The organism is Paenibacillus sp. YAE3 (assembly GCF_057546105.1).
The window spans coordinates 294851-310240 of record NZ_BAAIYF010000007.1; the positions used below are offsets into that span (position 1 = coordinate 294851).

General features: G+C 53.1%; 12 protein-coding genes, 1 pseudogene and 1 riboswitch. Of the genes and pseudogenes, 4 read left to right on the forward strand and 9 right to left on the reverse strand.

The genetic code is table 11. The features are described 5' to 3' along the window. Nucleotides 1–74: 74 nt before the first annotated feature. From AC27KL_RS15925 to AC27KL_RS15935, 3 genes are all read right to left on the reverse strand, one after another. Nucleotides 75–1649 (reverse strand): extracellular solute-binding protein, encoded by a 1575-nt coding sequence (locus AC27KL_RS15925; RefSeq protein ID WP_487170383.1) that lies wholly within the window; start codon nucleotides 1647–1649, stop codon nucleotides 75–77. A gap of 137 nt (nucleotides 1650–1786) precedes the next feature. Next, on the reverse strand, nucleotides 1787–2671 hold the full coding sequence (locus tag AC27KL_RS15930; protein ID WP_487170338.1) for a carbohydrate ABC transporter permease: 885 nt from the start codon (nucleotides 2669–2671) through the stop codon (nucleotides 1787–1789). Nucleotides 2672–2691: 20 nt separating this feature from the next. Continuing rightward, a complete protein-coding gene (locus AC27KL_RS15935) occupies nucleotides 2692–3654 on the reverse strand; it encodes an ABC transporter permease (RefSeq protein ID WP_487170339.1) in 963 nt (320 codons plus the stop codon). Nucleotides 3655–3916: 262 nt separating this feature from the next. Here AC27KL_RS15935 and AC27KL_RS15940 point away from each other — a divergent pair. Then, a pseudogene (locus AC27KL_RS15940) lies at nucleotides 3917–5621 on the forward strand (beta-galactosidase). A 161-nt stretch (nucleotides 5622–5782) separates the two neighbouring features. On the opposite strand, the gene AC27KL_RS15945 reads toward AC27KL_RS15940, so the two are convergent. From AC27KL_RS15945 to AC27KL_RS15955, 3 genes are all read right to left on the reverse strand, one after another. Next, entirely contained in the window at nucleotides 5783–7606 is a 1824-nt protein-coding gene (locus AC27KL_RS15945) for an APC family permease (protein ID WP_487170340.1), read from the reverse strand. 139 nt (nucleotides 7607–7745) lie between these two features. Next, nucleotides 7746–7908, reverse strand: a riboswitch (cyclic di-AMP (ydaO/yuaA leader). 189 nt (nucleotides 7909–8097) lie between these two features. After that, nucleotides 8098–9624, reverse strand: coding sequence for a cardiolipin synthase (locus AC27KL_RS15950; protein ID WP_487170341.1), 1527 nt, complete (start codon nucleotides 9622–9624; stop codon nucleotides 8098–8100). Nucleotides 9625–9877: 253 nt separating this feature from the next. Beyond that, nucleotides 9878–10237, reverse strand: coding sequence for a winged helix-turn-helix transcriptional regulator (locus tag AC27KL_RS15955; protein WP_036713278.1), 360 nt, complete (start codon nucleotides 10235–10237; stop codon nucleotides 9878–9880). Between the two features lie 134 nt (nucleotides 10238–10371). Between AC27KL_RS15955 and AC27KL_RS15960 the strand changes: the two genes are divergently transcribed. Next, on the forward strand, nucleotides 10372–11001 hold the full coding sequence (locus AC27KL_RS15960) for an NAD(P)H-dependent oxidoreductase (RefSeq protein ID WP_036713276.1): 630 nt from the start codon (nucleotides 10372–10374) through the stop codon (nucleotides 10999–11001). Between the two features lie 220 nt (nucleotides 11002–11221). Here AC27KL_RS15960 and AC27KL_RS15965 read toward each other — a convergent pair whose 3' ends face one another. The 3 genes from AC27KL_RS15965 to AC27KL_RS15975 all read right to left on the reverse strand — a co-directional run bounded on the left by AC27KL_RS15965 (nucleotide 11222) and on the right by AC27KL_RS15975 (nucleotide 13777). Continuing rightward, on the reverse strand, nucleotides 11222–12178 hold the full coding sequence (locus tag AC27KL_RS15965; protein WP_487170342.1) for an iron-hydroxamate ABC transporter substrate-binding protein: 957 nt from the start codon (nucleotides 12176–12178) through the stop codon (nucleotides 11222–11224). A gap of 112 nt (nucleotides 12179–12290) precedes the next feature. Next, the gene (locus AC27KL_RS15970; protein WP_487170384.1) at nucleotides 12291–13208 is read right to left on the reverse strand and encodes an NAD(P)/FAD-dependent oxidoreductase; all 918 of its coding nucleotides are present in this window, start codon (nucleotides 13206–13208) and stop codon (nucleotides 12291–12293) included. Between the two features lie 59 nt (nucleotides 13209–13267). Next, the gene (locus AC27KL_RS15975) at nucleotides 13268–13777 is read right to left on the reverse strand and encodes an RrF2 family transcriptional regulator (RefSeq protein WP_487170343.1); all 510 of its coding nucleotides are present in this window, start codon (nucleotides 13775–13777) and stop codon (nucleotides 13268–13270) included. Nucleotides 13778–14072: 295 nt separating this feature from the next. Here AC27KL_RS15975 and AC27KL_RS15980 point away from each other — a divergent pair, with 295 nt between their 5' ends. Both AC27KL_RS15980 and AC27KL_RS15985 read left to right on the forward strand, forming a co-directional pair. Continuing rightward, nucleotides 14073–14297 (forward strand): SHOCT domain-containing protein, encoded by a 225-nt coding sequence (locus tag AC27KL_RS15980; protein WP_487170344.1) that lies wholly within the window; start codon nucleotides 14073–14075, stop codon nucleotides 14295–14297. A 19-nt stretch (nucleotides 14298–14316) separates the two neighbouring features. Next, complete coding sequence (locus AC27KL_RS15985; protein WP_487170345.1) at nucleotides 14317–15357, forward strand: DJ-1/PfpI family protein; 1041 nt, start codon at nucleotides 14317–14319, stop codon at nucleotides 15355–15357. Nucleotides 15358–15390: the final 33 nt, after the last annotated feature.

Genomic DNA, 15390 nt, shown 5'->3' on the forward strand with positions numbered 1-15390 from the left:
GAGGCTGAGGCCCCTTCTTTTTTGGTTGGTACAATTTTTATGAACCCAGCCCCCCATCCGAAAGCTTCACGCGTTCAGGATTTCGATGCCTCGTACAGCTCGTTGATTTCCTTCACGTAATCGTTGCCGCCCGATTTTTCCCACAGTTCGATCGCGTCGCGCCAGCCTTCTTCGTCGATCTGGCCGACGATGAATTTAATGCGGGCATCGTTAATGATATTGCCGAGCTGCTGTCCTTTTTGCGAGTAGACTTCGGAAATAAACGGCTCCGCCGGGTTGGCGACGATCGTATCCCTGTTTTTCGCCTGGATTTCTGTTTGCTTCAGGCGAAGCGGCGTTTGGGCCACTTGAAGTCCCTTGCCTTCGGGAATGTACGGCACCATTTGGTTCAATCCTTCGACTTCGGACTCGAGCAGGACGGAATCCGGGCTTCTTTCCAGCGTTTTATCGTCGATCTTCTTGTAATGCACCCCTTCCAGCCCGAAGCTGGTCAACGTCTGAAGGTCCGGTTCGTTCAACTGGTCGAGGAACTTTAAGATGCGGTCCAGCTCTTCTTCCGTTTTCACGCTTGACTTCGGAATGGCCAGAAGGCCGGAGAAACCGGAAGTCGGCAGCGTGCGCAGTTGGCCGTCCGGCCCGGTCACGGCGCCGAACACGTCCATATAATGCTCCCTTGCGTCCTCTTTGCCGGCTGCCTTCAGCGCGGCGTGGATTTTATCGTCCACGCGCGCCGCCCCGTCGACGACGTCGATAATCGCGCCGGCTTGGCCGTTCACGAGCGGATCGGTCCACTTCGCGGAATCCATCACGGCAAAATCCTGGTTGACGAGTTTTTCGTCGTACAGCTTTTTCATGAACTTGAGCGCTTCAAAGTACTCTTCGTATTCGAATTCCGGCACGAGCTTGCCGTCCTTTTCGCCCCATACGTTCGGCGCGCCGAACCATAGCTTGATCTGGTCGAAGCCGGCACCCCAACCGGCCGTCCACTTCACCATGACCAGACCGTACGTATCGTCCTTTCCGTTGCCGTCCGGATCCTTTTCCTTGAAAGCCTTCAGCATGTGATAAAAATCGTCGATCGTTTTCGGCTGTTCAAGGCCGACCTTTTCCAGCCAATCCTGGCGGTAATACACGCCGTTGCGCCCGAGCTCGCGACCGCGGTATACGCCGTACGTTTTGCCGTTTATGGACGCGTTGTTCAGAATAACTTCGCTGGCCTGGCCAAGGTTCGGGTAATTTTTCAGCTTGTCGGTCAAATCCCAGAACGCGCCGGATTTTACCGCGCTTACGAAGCTGGGGCCTTTCGGGTCGGGCACGTAAATGATTTTCGGCAAGTTGCCGGATGCCAGCGTGATATTGAACTTATCCGCATACGAGGCATTGGGCACCCACTCGAAATGGATGTCCGTTCCCGTCCGCTTTTCGAGCTCGGCCGCGACGGGGCTGTCATCCTTCGGATAGTTCGTTTTGAAAACCGGGAGCATGATGTTCAGCTTTAACGCTTCTTGCCCGCCCGTGGAGGCGTTTGCGGAAGGAGCCGCGGACGAATCCTTCGAATCGCCAGCGCCGCCGCCCGATGAGCAGCCTGCCAGGGAAACGGCGCAAACCGTGCATAGGACTAGAAAAGTCGAAACACGTTTCGTTTTCATGGTCTTTTTCTTCACTAAAAATGCCTCCCTTTATGGTTAAGATCATATGGCAAAACCGGACGTGCCCCAAGTGAAATATCCGTGTTTTCTGTTCAAATAACGGAGCACTGCCGGGTTCGCACGCCGGTAAAACGGCGTCATCCTTTCACCGAGCCTAGCAGGACGCCTTTGGCAAAATGCTTTTGCAGGAACGGATATACGCACAATATCGGTATCGTGCCGACCACGATCACGGCCATTTTGATCGATTGGTCCGGCGGCTTTACGAAGTTCGGGTCCATCGAGTTCAAATCGCCGGCAGCCGCTTGCGACAACAGGACGATCTGGCGCAGCATCACCTGCAGCGGCCATTTCCCGGGATCGTTAATGTAAAGCAGCGCCGAAAAAAAATCGTTCCAATGCCCGACGGCGTAAAACAGCGTAAACGTGGCGAGGACGGGCATCGACAGCGGCAGCACGATCCGCCACAAGAGGCCAAGCTCGGAGCAGCCGTCGATGCGGCCGGCTTCCTCGATTTCCCTCGGGATCTCTTGAAAAAAGTTTTTGACGATGATCAGGTTAAACGCGCTGATCGCTCCCGGCAGCATCAGAGCCCAAAGCGAATCGAGCAGGTGCAGCTCCTTGACGACCAAATACGTCGGAATCATGCCGCCTCCGAACAGCATGGAGAAGATGACGAGATTCAGCACCAGATTTCGGCCGTACAGCCCCCTTTTGGCTAAGGAATACGCCATCGTGACCGTAAAAAACAAGTTCACGAGCGTGCCGACGACCGTCACGTAGACGGAAACGCCGATGCTTTTGACGATGGTGCCCGTGGAAAAGATGAACTCGTAAGCGTTCAACGTGAACGTTTTCGGGATAAAAAATACCGCTCTAGACGTCAGCTCCGCATCCGAGGCAAAAGATCCCGCGATAACGTAGACGAAAGGGAGCACGGCCGCCAGGCCGAACAACGTGAGCACGATATAATTGGCCACGTCGAACGTGACGCCGGCCGCGGTTCTGTAATGCTTGGCCATGGATGGATTTCCCCTTTCCGTTAGTAAAGTCCGGATTCTCCGAATTTTTTCGCGAGCCAGTTCGTGCCGAGCACAAGCGTGACGCCGACCACCGATTTGAACAGACCGACGGCCGTGCTGTAGCTGAAAGCGCCTTGCGTAATCCCCATCGCGTAGACGTAAGTGTCAAACACCTCGCCGACCGAACGGTTGAGCGGGTTCAGCATCAAATAAATTTGCTCGAAGCCGTTATCCAGCACGCTGCCCATCCGCAAAATAAGAAGAATGACGATCGTGCTGCGGATCGCCGGAAGCGTAACATGCCAGATTTGGCGCCAGCGGTTCGCCCCGTCGATCCTGGCCGCCTCGTATTGCTCCACGTCGACGGCCGCCAGCGCAGCAAGGAAAATGATCGTCCCCCAGCCGCACTCCTTCCAAATCGTCTGCACGATGATCATCGGGCGGAACCAGGCCGGATCGGACAAAAACTGGATTTTATTGCCCGTATATTGGTAAAGCAGCTCGTTGACGGTTCCCCCTTCCGTCGTCAAAAATACGTAAGTCAAACTTGCCACGATCACCATCGATATAAAATGCGGGACGTAAATCATCGTTTGAATCGTGCGCTTGAAAAACGCCAGCCTGACTTCGTTCAACAACAGCGCCAAAAGGATCGGAGCCGGGAAAAAGAAAACCAGGTTGTAAAACGACAACAGAAGCGTATTGCGCAGCAGCATAAAAAACTCGGGGTTGTCAAAAAACAAGCGGAAATGCTCCAGGCCCACCCATTCGCTTCTCCAAAACCCGGTAAACGGCTGATAGTTTTTAAACGCCAGCAGGACTCCCCACATCGGGACGTATTTGAACACCAAAAAATAAAGCAAGCCTGGGAGCAGCAGCAGGTAAAGCCATTTATCCCTGCGAAGCCTTGCCGCGAAGCTCGTACGGTAGGCCGCCTGTTTGGGAGCCTGCGGAATGTTTCCCCGGGCCGTAACCTGCTTCATCGCTTTCCACCTCCAATATGCGTTTATCGCCTCGACGCAAGCGTTGTGGACTCATTATGCGGCAGCGCTTTCTTTTCCGGCAATGAGACATTTTTGAAGGCTTTCGGGCTATGATTTGCAGGCGTCCTTTAAGAAAGTGCAAACCCGGTAAAAGAGTGGAAACCGGCGTCCAACCTTTTGCAAAAATGTTCGATTGCGTTAAAGCTCCTTCTGCTTTTAAGGTGAGGTTGGATGTCATTCGGAAGAATGGAGTGAGACACACATGTTGAAAAAGCTTTATCACGGAGCGGCTTTTTATCCCGAATTGTGGAGCGAGGAAGTCGTGCGCCGGGATATCCGGCTTATGGCCGAAACCGGCGTGAACGTCGTTCGGATCGGAGAATTCCTTTGGTCGACCATTGAACCCGCCGAGGGACAAATCGACGTCGCGCCGCTTGCGGACGTCATCGGCAGATTGCATGCGGCCGGCATTGACACGATCCTGTGCACCCCTACCGCCACGCCGCCGATCTGGTATTCGCACGGCCATCCCGAGCGGCTGTTCGTCAACGCGGAAGGCATGGCGCTCGGACACGGGTCGCGGCAGCACGCTTGCACGAACCATCCCGTTTTTCGGGAAAAGGCTGCGATCATCATCGAGCGGCTGGCCCGGGAACTGGGACGCCTTCCCGGAGTCATCGGCTGGCAGCTCGACAACGAGTTTAAAGCCCATGTATCCGAATGCATGTGCGCCGAATGCCGCCGTCTCTGGCACGCATGGCTGGAGAAGCGTTACGGCACGGTGAATCGGTTGAACGAACTTTGGGGAACGCGCGTCTGGAGCGAATCGTATAACGCTTTTGACCAAGTGCCGCAGCCCGGCCCTACCCCGTTCCTGCACAACGCGTCGCTGCAAACGATGTATCGTCTCTTTTCGATGGAGAAAATCGCCGAGTTCGCGGACGAGCAGGCCGCGATCATCCGGCGATATTCGGACGCCCCGATTACGCATAACAGCAGCGTCGCTTTTCATCTCGACAACGAGAGGCTGTTCCGGCATCTGGACTTCGCTTCATTGGATACGTACGCCAGCTCGGCCCATTACGCCGCTTATTTGCTGAACTGTGATTTATTCCGGAATTTCAAGCCGGGACGGCCGTTTTGGATCATGGAGACGAGTCCTTCCCACGCCGGCTCGATCGCGGCCAACGGCGTCCCCCATCCGAACGGTTATTTGGCTGCCGAAGCGGTGGCCGCTTACGCGTTGGGTGCGGAAGGTTTTTGCTATTGGCTGTGGAGGCAGCAGCGGGCCGGTTCCGAGCAGCCGCACGGCGCCGTCGTCAGCGCCTGGGGCAAACCCGGGATCGGGTACCGGAACGTGCTGCAAGCGGAGCAGGCGCGCCAGGCGATCGAGCCCCACATCATCGCTACCCGTCCGGCCCAGGCGCAGGTCGCCATCATCTATTCCGACAAAGCCAAAGCGTTTCTTGCGACCGAGTCGCACGGCAAACTTCGCCACCGCGGTCTGGTCAGCGGCGCGTACGAACGCGTGCTCCGGACGGGCATGCACCGCCGTGTTTGAAGTTGCGGAAGCCACAAGCGTGGGCACCCTATCCGGCGGCCCTTCCCCGGGCTTGTCTTTCCTCACCGAGGTTAATCGCGGCAAAGGCAAGCTCGTGCTGCTCGGCTCCATGCCGGCGGGTGATGACGGCGACGAGATGCTGGAACGAATGCTGATTCACTACGGGAACGAAGCAAACGTCACGCGGCGGGCGGACACGACAAACGGCACGATCGTGGCGCCGCGCGTATCGGAGACGGAGGAATTGTGGGTGATCGTGAACATGAACGGAGAAGGCGGCAGCGTGACGCTTCCGCACGAAGGAAAGGACAAAATCAGCGGCGCGATCGTATCGGCCGGCAAGCTTGAAGTCGGTCCGTACGAATACCGCGTCATCTCTTTTCCTGCAGCCGGCTCCATGCAATAAACGAAGGACAGCGTATCCTGCAAGGGAACCCAGCGTAGATCTTATTTCCGCCTTGAAGCCGACCGATCATGGTTCGTACGAGGCATATTTGTATCCGATAAGTTCATCGAAATGTGCAAGAACCCGGCCGTCCAGACGACGACCGGGTTCTTCAGGCCCATTTATTTTTTCAGATGGTACGGCACCGTCGTTACGATAACGTCTTTGCGATACAGCAAATACGTGCGAATCATCAAACTCGTTTGGTTGTGCAGCAGATTTTGCCAGCTCCGCTTCGGTATGAACTGGGGAATGACGACCGTTACCTGATAATGGGACTCGCTGGCCTTTCGATGAACCATATCGATGAATTTGCTCAGCGGATGTATGATGCTCCGGTAAGGGGAAGGCAACGTCACCAGCCGGACGTCCGGCCGCCACTTCTTCCATTTTTCTTCGAAGCGAATTTCCTCTTCCTTTTCAAAAGGGATGTATACGGCAATGATCTGGTCCGCCGATAAGGATTGCGCATAATTCAACGAATGTTCGACCACGTGCGTGATGCCGGACACCGGAAGGATGACGACGTTTCCTTCGATCGGAACCGCCGGTTCGCAGGTCGACAAGCGAAGCTGCTCGCCTACCGCTTCGTAATGCTTCTTGATTCTGTGGAACAAATAAACGATCAAAGGCAAGAATATTAACACCGGCCATATTTGCGGGAACTTGGTCACGAAAAACATGACCGATACGGTGAAGCTGATGAGCGCGCCGATCGCATTGATGATAAGTTTCGTTACCCAGCCTGCGGGTTTTTCCCGCACCCATTTCGCGATCATCCCCGTCTGCGACAACGTAAAAGGAATAAAAACGCCTACCGCATACAGCGGAATCAAATGCTCCGTTTGCCCGTGGAAGGCAATAATCAGCACGATCGACAGCAGCCCAAGAAAGATGATGCCGTTGGAATATCCGAGGCGGTCTCCCCTTACCGTAAACATTCTGGGAATGAACCGGTCTTTGGCAAGATTCACCGCCAGCAGCGGAAAAGCGGAATACCCCGTATTCGCCGCCAAGATCAAGATCAACGCAGTGGTTCCTTGAATGATAAAATACATGAAATTGCGCCCGAAGGTTTCCTTGGCGATTTGCGATACGACCGTTTCCTGCGCATTCGGGGAGATCCCCAAATAATAAGCCATGAACACGATGCCCGAGAAAAGCAGGGCCAGCAGAATGCCCATGGCCATTAACGTTTTGGCTGCATTTTTAGGGGCCGGATCTTTGAAATTCGGTATCGCGTTGGATATCGCCTCGACGCCGGTCAGCGCCGAGCTGCCCGATGCAAAAGCTTTTAGCAGCAGAAACAAGCTGATCCCTGCCACCGGCGTGCCGACTGGCGTATGCAGGTTAGGCGCAACCTGGCCGGTCGCGATATGGTACAGCCCGACGCCGATCAAAATAAACATCGCCAGCGCGAATAAGTACACCGGATACGCCAAGATGGAAGCCGACTCGGTGACGCCTCTCAGATTCAGGAGCGTAATGAGGATAACAAACGTGACTGCGATCGCCACCGTATGCTCATGCAGCACGGGAAATGCCGACGTGATGGCGTCCGTTCCCGCCGAGACGCTCACCGCCACGGTCAAAATGTAATCGACCAACAGCGAGCCGCCGGCCACCAATCCAGGATATATCCCCAAATTTTGCTTGGATACGACGTATGCTCCCCCGCCATGCGGATAAGCGAAAATGATTTGGCGATACGACAGAATCAACGCCGATAATAAAATAAGGACACCGATTCCTATCGGAATCGAATACCAGAAAGCCGATGCGCCGACCGTGATCAGCACCAGCAGGATTTGCTCGGGACCGTAGGCGACGGAGGATAACGCGTCCGAGGAAAGTATCGCAAGTGCCTTCTTTTTGTTGAGCTTTTGTTCTCCCAATTCCGCAGATTTCAGAGGACGTCCAATGAGGAGCCTTTTTAACGCTGCCATCGTGTCATTCACCGCCACTGTTCAAGTTGAAGTTCCATGAAAGTATCCTTATTGTTTCCCCTTTTGGCCCAATTGGGCACACCAAAAAAAGCCACAGGAAAGTTGGGCTTTCCCGCGGCTTTCAAAAGCGCACGACAAATCCTTCTTTCATAACGCCTACGAGGTTAGCTGACGGATTCGGGATTGAAAGTATCCCTACACTCGACCTGCGAACATAATCAAGTGATTCACCCCTGGGACGAAGTTCCCTTCCTCCCGTTGGTTCCCCCGCTTCTGGATACAGAATTAAGCGATCAAGGAAAATGACAATTCAGGGTCACAAGTTCATTTACGAATGAAATCATACTCCCGTTGGATACTTACTGTAAAGAGGCCAAGAATCATATTGTAGCGCGAAAACGGGCAAATTGAATCCATGGCATCGCTTGCAACGGCTGCATCCTGTTTTTTTCAGGCCGTAGCCATGGTTCACGCCTGTTTTCGGCCGATGCTTAGAGCAGCGGCGAAATAAGCCTCATCAGCGATTCTGAAATGCGTTTCAGAATGCCTCGTTTCTGGAAGGAGTCCCAAGCGATGCGGACGGAGTCCTTGAAATCCTGCTCAAAATCGCGTTTGATGTCCAGCACGGTTTCGGATTCGTAAAGCACCGCGGCAAGCTCGTAATTCAGCTCAAAGCTGCGGATATCCATGTTGGCCGTACCGATCGATGCGATTTCGTCATCCACCAGCACGATTTTGGCATGAATAAAGCCGTCTTTGTAATGGTATATAGAGGCTCCCGCCTTAAGGAGGGGCGTAAAGTAGGATTGGGATGCCTGGTCGCTGATCACGCTGTCGCTTTTCCCCGGGTACAAAATGCGTACATCGATGCCTGCCGCCGCGGACAATCGCAGCAATGTTAATGTTTCCTGATCCGGTATAAAATATGGCGTGGCGATCCAAATCGATTTTTTTGCCGATGCCATGATGGCCAACAGCGCGTTGCGTATGCTTGTATCTTCCGAGCTTGGGCCGCTGGCCACGATCTGAACGGCCCCATTCGCCGGGACCCCCTGATCCGGAAAATACGACCTGTTCATGTAAGCGTCCCAAGAGTAATGGTTTTGGCCGCTGGTTGCGTACAGCCAGTCTTCCAGGAAAATGGCCTGCAGTTTATAGAGCGCCTTTCCTTCGATTTTCAAGTGGCTGTCGCGCCAGACCGGAAATTTTTTGGAACGGCCGAGATATTCGTCGCCGACGTTCAGCCCGCCGGTAAAGCCGACCACGCCGTCAACGATGACGATTTTGCGGTGGTTACGGTAATTGACCGTTTCAAGAAGCCAAGGCGAAAAAATGGGATCAAACTCGACGACCTCGATGCCGGCATCTTTCATCGGCTGCAAAAAGCGTTTACGCAACCCGTTGCTGCCCAATCCGTCAAAAAGAAAACGAACGATCACGCCCGATTCGGCTTTGCGGATCAGCGCGTCCCGAATGGCGGTGCCGATGCGGTCCGAACGATAAATATAATACTGGATATGGATATGGTGCGCGGCCTTTTCGATGGCTTGCAAAATTTCCGAAAAGGTTTCGTCGCCGTTGGTCAACAGCTTTGTTTCGGTTTCCGTTGCTGCCGGGCCGCCGCCGAACCTTTCAATGACCTTGATGACATATTCCGACCTCTCACTTAACAACGACAATGGGGCCAAATTCAAACGCCTGCCCGCCAAAATCTCCCGGAACAGCTTTCTCTGTTCTTCCGCCCGGTGCAGATGTTTTTTCCGTCTCCAGCGGCTTCTGCCAAAAAGCAAATACAACAGCACCCCTACCGCCGGAAGAAATGCCAGGATCAAAAACCATGCCAGCGTGCTTTGCGGCGAACGGTTTTCCATAAAAATGATGAAGCCGATGCCTATAATGGAAAGCGGCCATAAAATGCCGATCAGCGTCGACAGGCGGATCACGGACCTGTTCATGACAAAAAGGCCGATCAGCACCAGGACTACGACGATCACGATTTGAAAAACGCGGTTTTTCATATGTAGTAAAATCCACCTATTCTCCGATGTATAATTGGGGTCCGACTAAAGTGTACGTTCTCATCCTGCTCCTCTCCGCGAAAAAATAAGGACATGCTGCTCTCTCAAAAAAATCAAAATCCTGCTGATACACCCTTAAGGTACTGCTTATGCCATTTTAAATACTGCATGACGGTATGTCTATACATGCTGGTTAAGCTGCTTGCTTTCCCCCTGAATCATCAAAAAAACGGACAAGCAATCTTGTTGAACGCTAGTCCGTTTCCGTTTGTTCATTGTTCCCCTTATGGAGCTGTTTTCGCTGGACATGGGCCAATCCCCATTGATGCAAGGCTTCCAAAATCGGAGACAGGCTTTTGCCGTATTCCGTGATGGAGTACTCCACTTTCGGCGGTATTTGCGGATAAACGACCCGTTTAACGATCTCTTCCTCCTCCAATTCGCGCAGATGGAGCGTAAGCATCCTTTGCGTGATATCGGGCAGCAATCTTCTTAGCTCATTGAACCGCAACGGTTGGCCCTGAAGCAAATGATAGAGGATCATCGGCTTCCATTTGCCGACGATCGAATCCAAGGCCACGACGAATTGGCATTGGGCAGGGTTCTTTGGCATACGTTCGCCTCCTTTTCAGTACCTTTTTTGATACTATACCACATTATTGTGCCTACTTACCATAAGTAAGTATATATTATATGATCAGCATTGGAAGTGAAATTTCATTTAATAACAGAAGGGAAGTTTGAACCATGGCAACCGTATTGTACATCACAGCGCACCCCCTGCATCCCGAAGAGTCGTATAGCCTCGCGGTGGGCGCGGAATTTATTGAAGCATACCGTAAAGCAAATCCGGCAGATGAAGTCGTTCATTTGGATCTGTATAAAGAAAACATTCCGCAGATCGATGCCGATGTTTTAAGGGGGTGGGAAAAGCTTCGGTCGGGTTCGTCATTCGATCAGTTGTCCGAAACGGAGGAATCAAAAGTAGCTCGTCTTGAAGAAATTCTTCATCAATTCATGGCAGCCGATAAGTACGTTTATATCTCCCCGATGTGGAATTTTTCGGTCCCGCCGGTGTTGAAAGCATACACGGATGCGACCTCGATTCCGGGCAAGACTTTCAAATATACCGAAAATGGTCCTGTAGGACTGTTGCCCGGCAAGAAAGCCTTGCACATTCAAGCCAGCGGTTCCGTTTATTCGGAAGGTCCTCTTGCTACGATTGAAATGGGATTCAGCTATCTGAGCAAGATTCTGCGGTTTTACGGGATTGAATCAGAGGCTATTTTTGTGGAAGGAACGGCAGTATCGGAGCAGGCACCATTCGTAAAAGAAAAAGCGATTGCACTTGCTAAGGAAGTTGCCAAGCGTTTCTGATCGGGGTTTGCACCCGTTCCAGACCGGAAATCTGCAAGAACAAAGGCGCGAGGCCCTTGTTCTCCATAGAAAACCCGGTCATTTAATTATTCCTAAATCATAAAAAAAGCCTGTTGAAATGTTTCAACAGGCTGAACGTACACCTCAGATTTTCTTTCCGTGATGCGGCCTTCTTCCGGTGCGAAGCTTTTCGGAATTTGCCTGTTCATGAGAGGACGGCTTATTTTAAGAAACCTTCTTTGAAGATGTCCAGCAGATGTTCAAGCGTCGTCGGATCGCTGTAAGACGAAGCCTCCGTGTCGATTTCGATCACATGCTTGTTTTTGACGGCCGGGATATTCTTCCAAGTGTTCGTCTGCATAAACGAGTTGTCTCCCGCCGCGCTTCTGCTGAGAACGATGTAATCTCCGGCATAATCGCTAAGCACTTCCGGGGAGAGCGTATAGTATCCGGGGCCAAGCGCATCCGCTTTGACCTTCTCCGGCATGTTCAGCCCCATCGCCTGATACAGCAGCTCGGTTCCGCGCGCCCATGCGTTGCCGAACACGTAGAAGTTTTTCGAGTCGGTCTCGAACACCGATACGGTCGCGTTTTCGCCGATCTTCTTCTTAATTTCATCGCCGATTGCTTTAGCCCGTTTCGAAAAGTCATCCACCCAAGCTTTCGCTTCCTGCTCCTTGCTCAGCAGCTTCCCGATTTCAATCTGCTGCGCCAAATAGTCCCTTTTTCCCCACGTATAGGCGACGGTAGGCGCGATTTGTTCCAGCTTTTTGATATTTTTGCTGCTGGCGTCGGCAATGATCAAATCCGGATTCAGCTCGATGATCTTCTCCAGATTGCCGTCGGAGACAACCTCAACCCCTTTGAGCTTCCCGGTGAACAGCGGGTTTTTCTCCGTCCATTCATCTACGCCGACAAGCGTTCCCCCGAGGGAAAGCACGTTCGGCGCGTTCGTCAGAGCGACGATCCGCTGCGGATTGGCCGGCACGTCGACCGGGCCCAGCTCGGATTGATACGTGACTTTTTCCGTGTTCGCCGCAGACCCGGCCGCGGCTGATGCCGGTTCGCTCGCGATCGGGCCGGCGTTCGAGGGATGTTTAGAGGCGTTGTTCCCGCAAGCGCCGAGCAAGATGACGGACAACATAAAAACGACGGACAAAAATAACTTTTTATTCATTTCCAAACCCCTTCAATTGATATTGATTCTCAATCTCATTTATTGAAATTACAATACCAATATTTATTAGGGTTGTCAACGAATATCCCGTGACCCTGCTGCGGTCAAATCGTTAGCCGTTTTGTCTCCAGGCCTCCAGGTTCAGTTCATTGTTGAGCGCCGCGGCGGTAAACGCCCCTTTAGCTGCGGCCGCAACGGCCTGATGCAGCCGCGACGCCGCATCTCCGGCGGAATAGACGCCCGGTACGGTCGTTTTTCCAAAATCGTCGACGACAACCATCCCATCCTCCGTTAAGCGGCAGCCGATCGCTTGCGGCAAGTCCGAGCCCGTCGTCAGCTCCGGCTTAAAAAAGATCCCCCTGCATGGTATGGACGTGCCGTCTTCCAGAACCACTTGGCGCACGATCCCCTCGTTGGATTCAATGTTAAGGATCGGCGATTCGAACAAAGGCACTTGATGCAGCCGGAGTTCTTCCCGCTGATCGTCCGTCAGCCCGGCGGGGCCGTTCGTGCAGACCGTAAAACGTTTCGTCCATCCGGAAATTAGCGGTGCGAAGTGCATCAGATCCGCTCCTTTAACGATAACCACGAGCGGCTCGTCCCTTAATTCCCATCCATCGCAATACGGGCATACAAACGCGCTTTTCCCGTAAACCTCATCCAGCCCGGGAATGTCGAGCGGCCGATCCTTCATTCCGACGGCAAACAGCAGCTTTTTGCTCGCATACAGGTTTCCTTGGGCCGTCTTGATTTGAAAATCCCCATCCTCGCCCGCAACTGATACGGCCGTGTCCTCCACGATAGTAACCGAAGGATAGGCGCTAAGTTCTTCTTTCGCAATACGCCGAAATTCAAAAGGGCTGACGCCGTCGCGGGTAAGAAATCCGTGGGTCTCGCGGGTAACCGCGTTGCGGGGTTTGCCTTCATCGATCACCGCAACATGCTTCCTTGCCCGCCCAAGCATAAGGGCCGCATTCAACCCGGCCGGTCCCCCGCCGATAATCACCGCATCCAAAAGTTGCTTTCTCATCATCATCTTTTATACCTCCATAGATCTATAATGTCCATAATTAAAGCGCAAGAAGTGTATCACTTCTTGTTTGCTTCTGGGTTGCAACGCTCCAAAGCCTCGTTCAGCACCGTTTGGATCGTATGTTCCCGCAAATACTGGTGAAGCTGGCGTTCCGCGCCTAACATCACTTTCTCGATCAAACATCCGTTTTCCCCCGGGCTTTCCTGCTCTGTCGATGCAGTCCCCTCTTCTGCCAACAACCGATGCTGCCGCGATTCGGAAGTCGAGCATTCGAACATCCCCTGTCTTCCTTCTATGACTTGTATCACGTCCAGAAAAGTAATCTGATCCGCCTGCCGCGCAAGCTCATAACCGCCGTTCACTCCCGGTACGGCACGTACGATTCCATCCTGTCTCAGCTTGGACATGATTTTGGATAAGTAGCTTTCCGAAACGCCAAGCGTGGCGGATAATTCCTTGATCCCGACGTTATGGCTTTTGTGGCCGTTGCCGTAATGAGGAATCTTCGCGAGAGCCAAATGAAGCAAGGCGTGCAGCGCATAATCCGTACTTTTGGAGAACTGCATGGTTTGCACCTCCTTTCTAACCATTATCATTATTATGGATATCTAATATCTATAATATTCGAATGGTGGTATAAGCGCAAGTCCCCGATTTTGAATCCATCATCCTGCTCATATTCTGCGTATGTCCAAGCCCGTTCAAACCTTTTGAAGGCTGCGATGCCATGTTGATTGTTTTGTGATCTTTTTACGGCCTGATTTGAGATATTCGTTTGTTATGATACATCATGCAAGCACGGCCAGGCGGAACGCAAACCGCGCTCGCCGCCACACAATACCGGATGAAGGAGGTTTTCAAATGGGCTTGGACAACGGCCATTTTTCGTTTTTCCCGTTTGGCGCATTATTTTGTCTGACGCTTTTTAGTTTTGTAGCCGTTCGAATCTATGCCATCCGGCAGCGGTACAAGGTTCAGGGAGCAAAGGATCCCGAATTCGTTTCGATTCTAAAAAGCCGGATGGCGAAAGGCGAACTGGACGAAAACGAATATCGCAGGCTGAAAGATCTTCTGGCAAAAAAATAAAATTTAGGAGGTTTTGCATATGCTGACCGTTCAAATCGTGCTGTTTGACGGCTTCGACCTGCTGGATGCCATTGCGCCTTTCGAGGTTTTCAGCGCAGCTTCATTGCATGCCAAAAACGCGTTACGCGTAGAATTTGTCACCGCCGAAGGACCGAGATCCGTGACCAGCGGCATAAATGGGTTAAAAATCGAGGCAACCGGCACGCTGGATCCGGAGCAATCCGGAATCATCCTTGTGCCCGGCGCGTCCGGGGAAATCGAGGGTGACGGTCCCGATTCGATCCCGGCGATTCTGGGGCGGGCGGTACATACATCAGTCATCGATTTAATGGCCCGGGCGCTTGGGCAACAAGACGTCATTGTCGCCACGGTATGCGGCGGTTCTCTGTTGCTCGCCATGGGAGGATTGCTGGAGGGCAGACCGGCCGTCACGCACCATCTGGGCATGGAATTGCTTGGAGCGACCGGCGCTGTACCCGTTCCGGCACGTGTCGTGGATCACGGCAATCTGGTTACCGGAGGGGGCGTCACCTCAGGACTCGACGTATCTCTTTATTTGGTCGAGCGCGAGCTTGGGCCGCGTATCGCGCACGCCGTAGAACGGCTGTTTGAATATGAACGAAGAGGAACGGTATGGAGTGAGACCGGAATGGCGCCCGGCCGTCAGGAGGCTTTAACGGGAAACGAACCGAGCATCGCATCGGATGAAGCTCCAGCGGTTCATGACCGCCCAAGCCCGGATCGCCTTATCGCGCGAGCCTCCGATTTCGACGGAGATTGGGATACGGTGATCGCCACGCCGGTCGGAAAAATGCAAGTCAAGCTGTCCATATCGACCCAACATGGGACGATACGCGGCAAAGCGACTCAGGGAAATGAAACGGTTGAGTTTATCAATCCCGTTCTCCAGGACAATATGCTTACCTGGATGCTGCGGATCACGAAACCGATGCGCCTCAATTTGAAATTCGAGGTTGCCGCCGACGGGGACCACATGGTCGGAATCGCCAAGGCCGGCATGCTGCCGGCGTCGAAATTGACTGGCATGCGGATTTCCTGACGGAAAGCGGGCATCGGCAACAATAAAAAAAGC

Coding starts and splice junctions, on each gene's coding strand:
- AC27KL_RS15965 (WP_487170342.1), bottom strand. CDS start 12,178: ATGAATAAAAAGTTATTTTTGTCCGTCGTTTTTATGTTGTCCGTCATC.
- AC27KL_RS15985 (WP_487170345.1), top strand. CDS start 14,317: ATGCTGACCGTTCAAATCGTGCTGTTTGACGGCTTCGACCTGCTGGAT.
- AC27KL_RS15960 (WP_036713276.1), top strand. CDS start 10,372: ATGGCAACCGTATTGTACATCACAGCGCACCCCCTGCATCCCGAAGAG.
- AC27KL_RS15970 (WP_487170384.1), bottom strand. CDS start 13,208: ATGAGAAAGCAACTTTTGGATGCGGTGATTATCGGCGGGGGACCGGCC.
- AC27KL_RS15980 (WP_487170344.1), top strand. CDS start 14,073: ATGGGCTTGGACAACGGCCATTTTTCGTTTTTCCCGTTTGGCGCATTA.
- AC27KL_RS15975 (WP_487170343.1), bottom strand. CDS start 13,777: ATGCAGTTCTCCAAAAGTACGGATTATGCGCTGCACGCCTTGCTTCAT.
- AC27KL_RS15925 (WP_487170383.1), bottom strand. CDS start 1,649: ATGAAAACGAAACGTGTTTCGACTTTTCTAGTCCTATGCACGGTTTGC.
- AC27KL_RS15955 (WP_036713278.1), bottom strand. CDS start 10,237: ATGCCAAAGAACCCTGCCCAATGCCAATTCGTCGTGGCCTTGGATTCG.
- AC27KL_RS15930 (WP_487170338.1), bottom strand. CDS start 2,671: ATGGCCAAGCATTACAGAACCGCGGCCGGCGTCACGTTCGACGTGGCC.
- AC27KL_RS15935 (WP_487170339.1), bottom strand. CDS start 3,654: ATGAAGCAGGTTACGGCCCGGGGAAACATTCCGCAGGCTCCCAAACAG.
- AC27KL_RS15950 (WP_487170341.1), bottom strand. CDS start 9,624: ATGAAAAACCGCGTTTTTCAAATCGTGATCGTCGTAGTCCTGGTGCTG.
- AC27KL_RS15945 (WP_487170340.1), bottom strand. CDS start 7,606: ATGGCAGCGTTAAAAAGGCTCCTCATTGGACGTCCTCTGAAATCTGCG.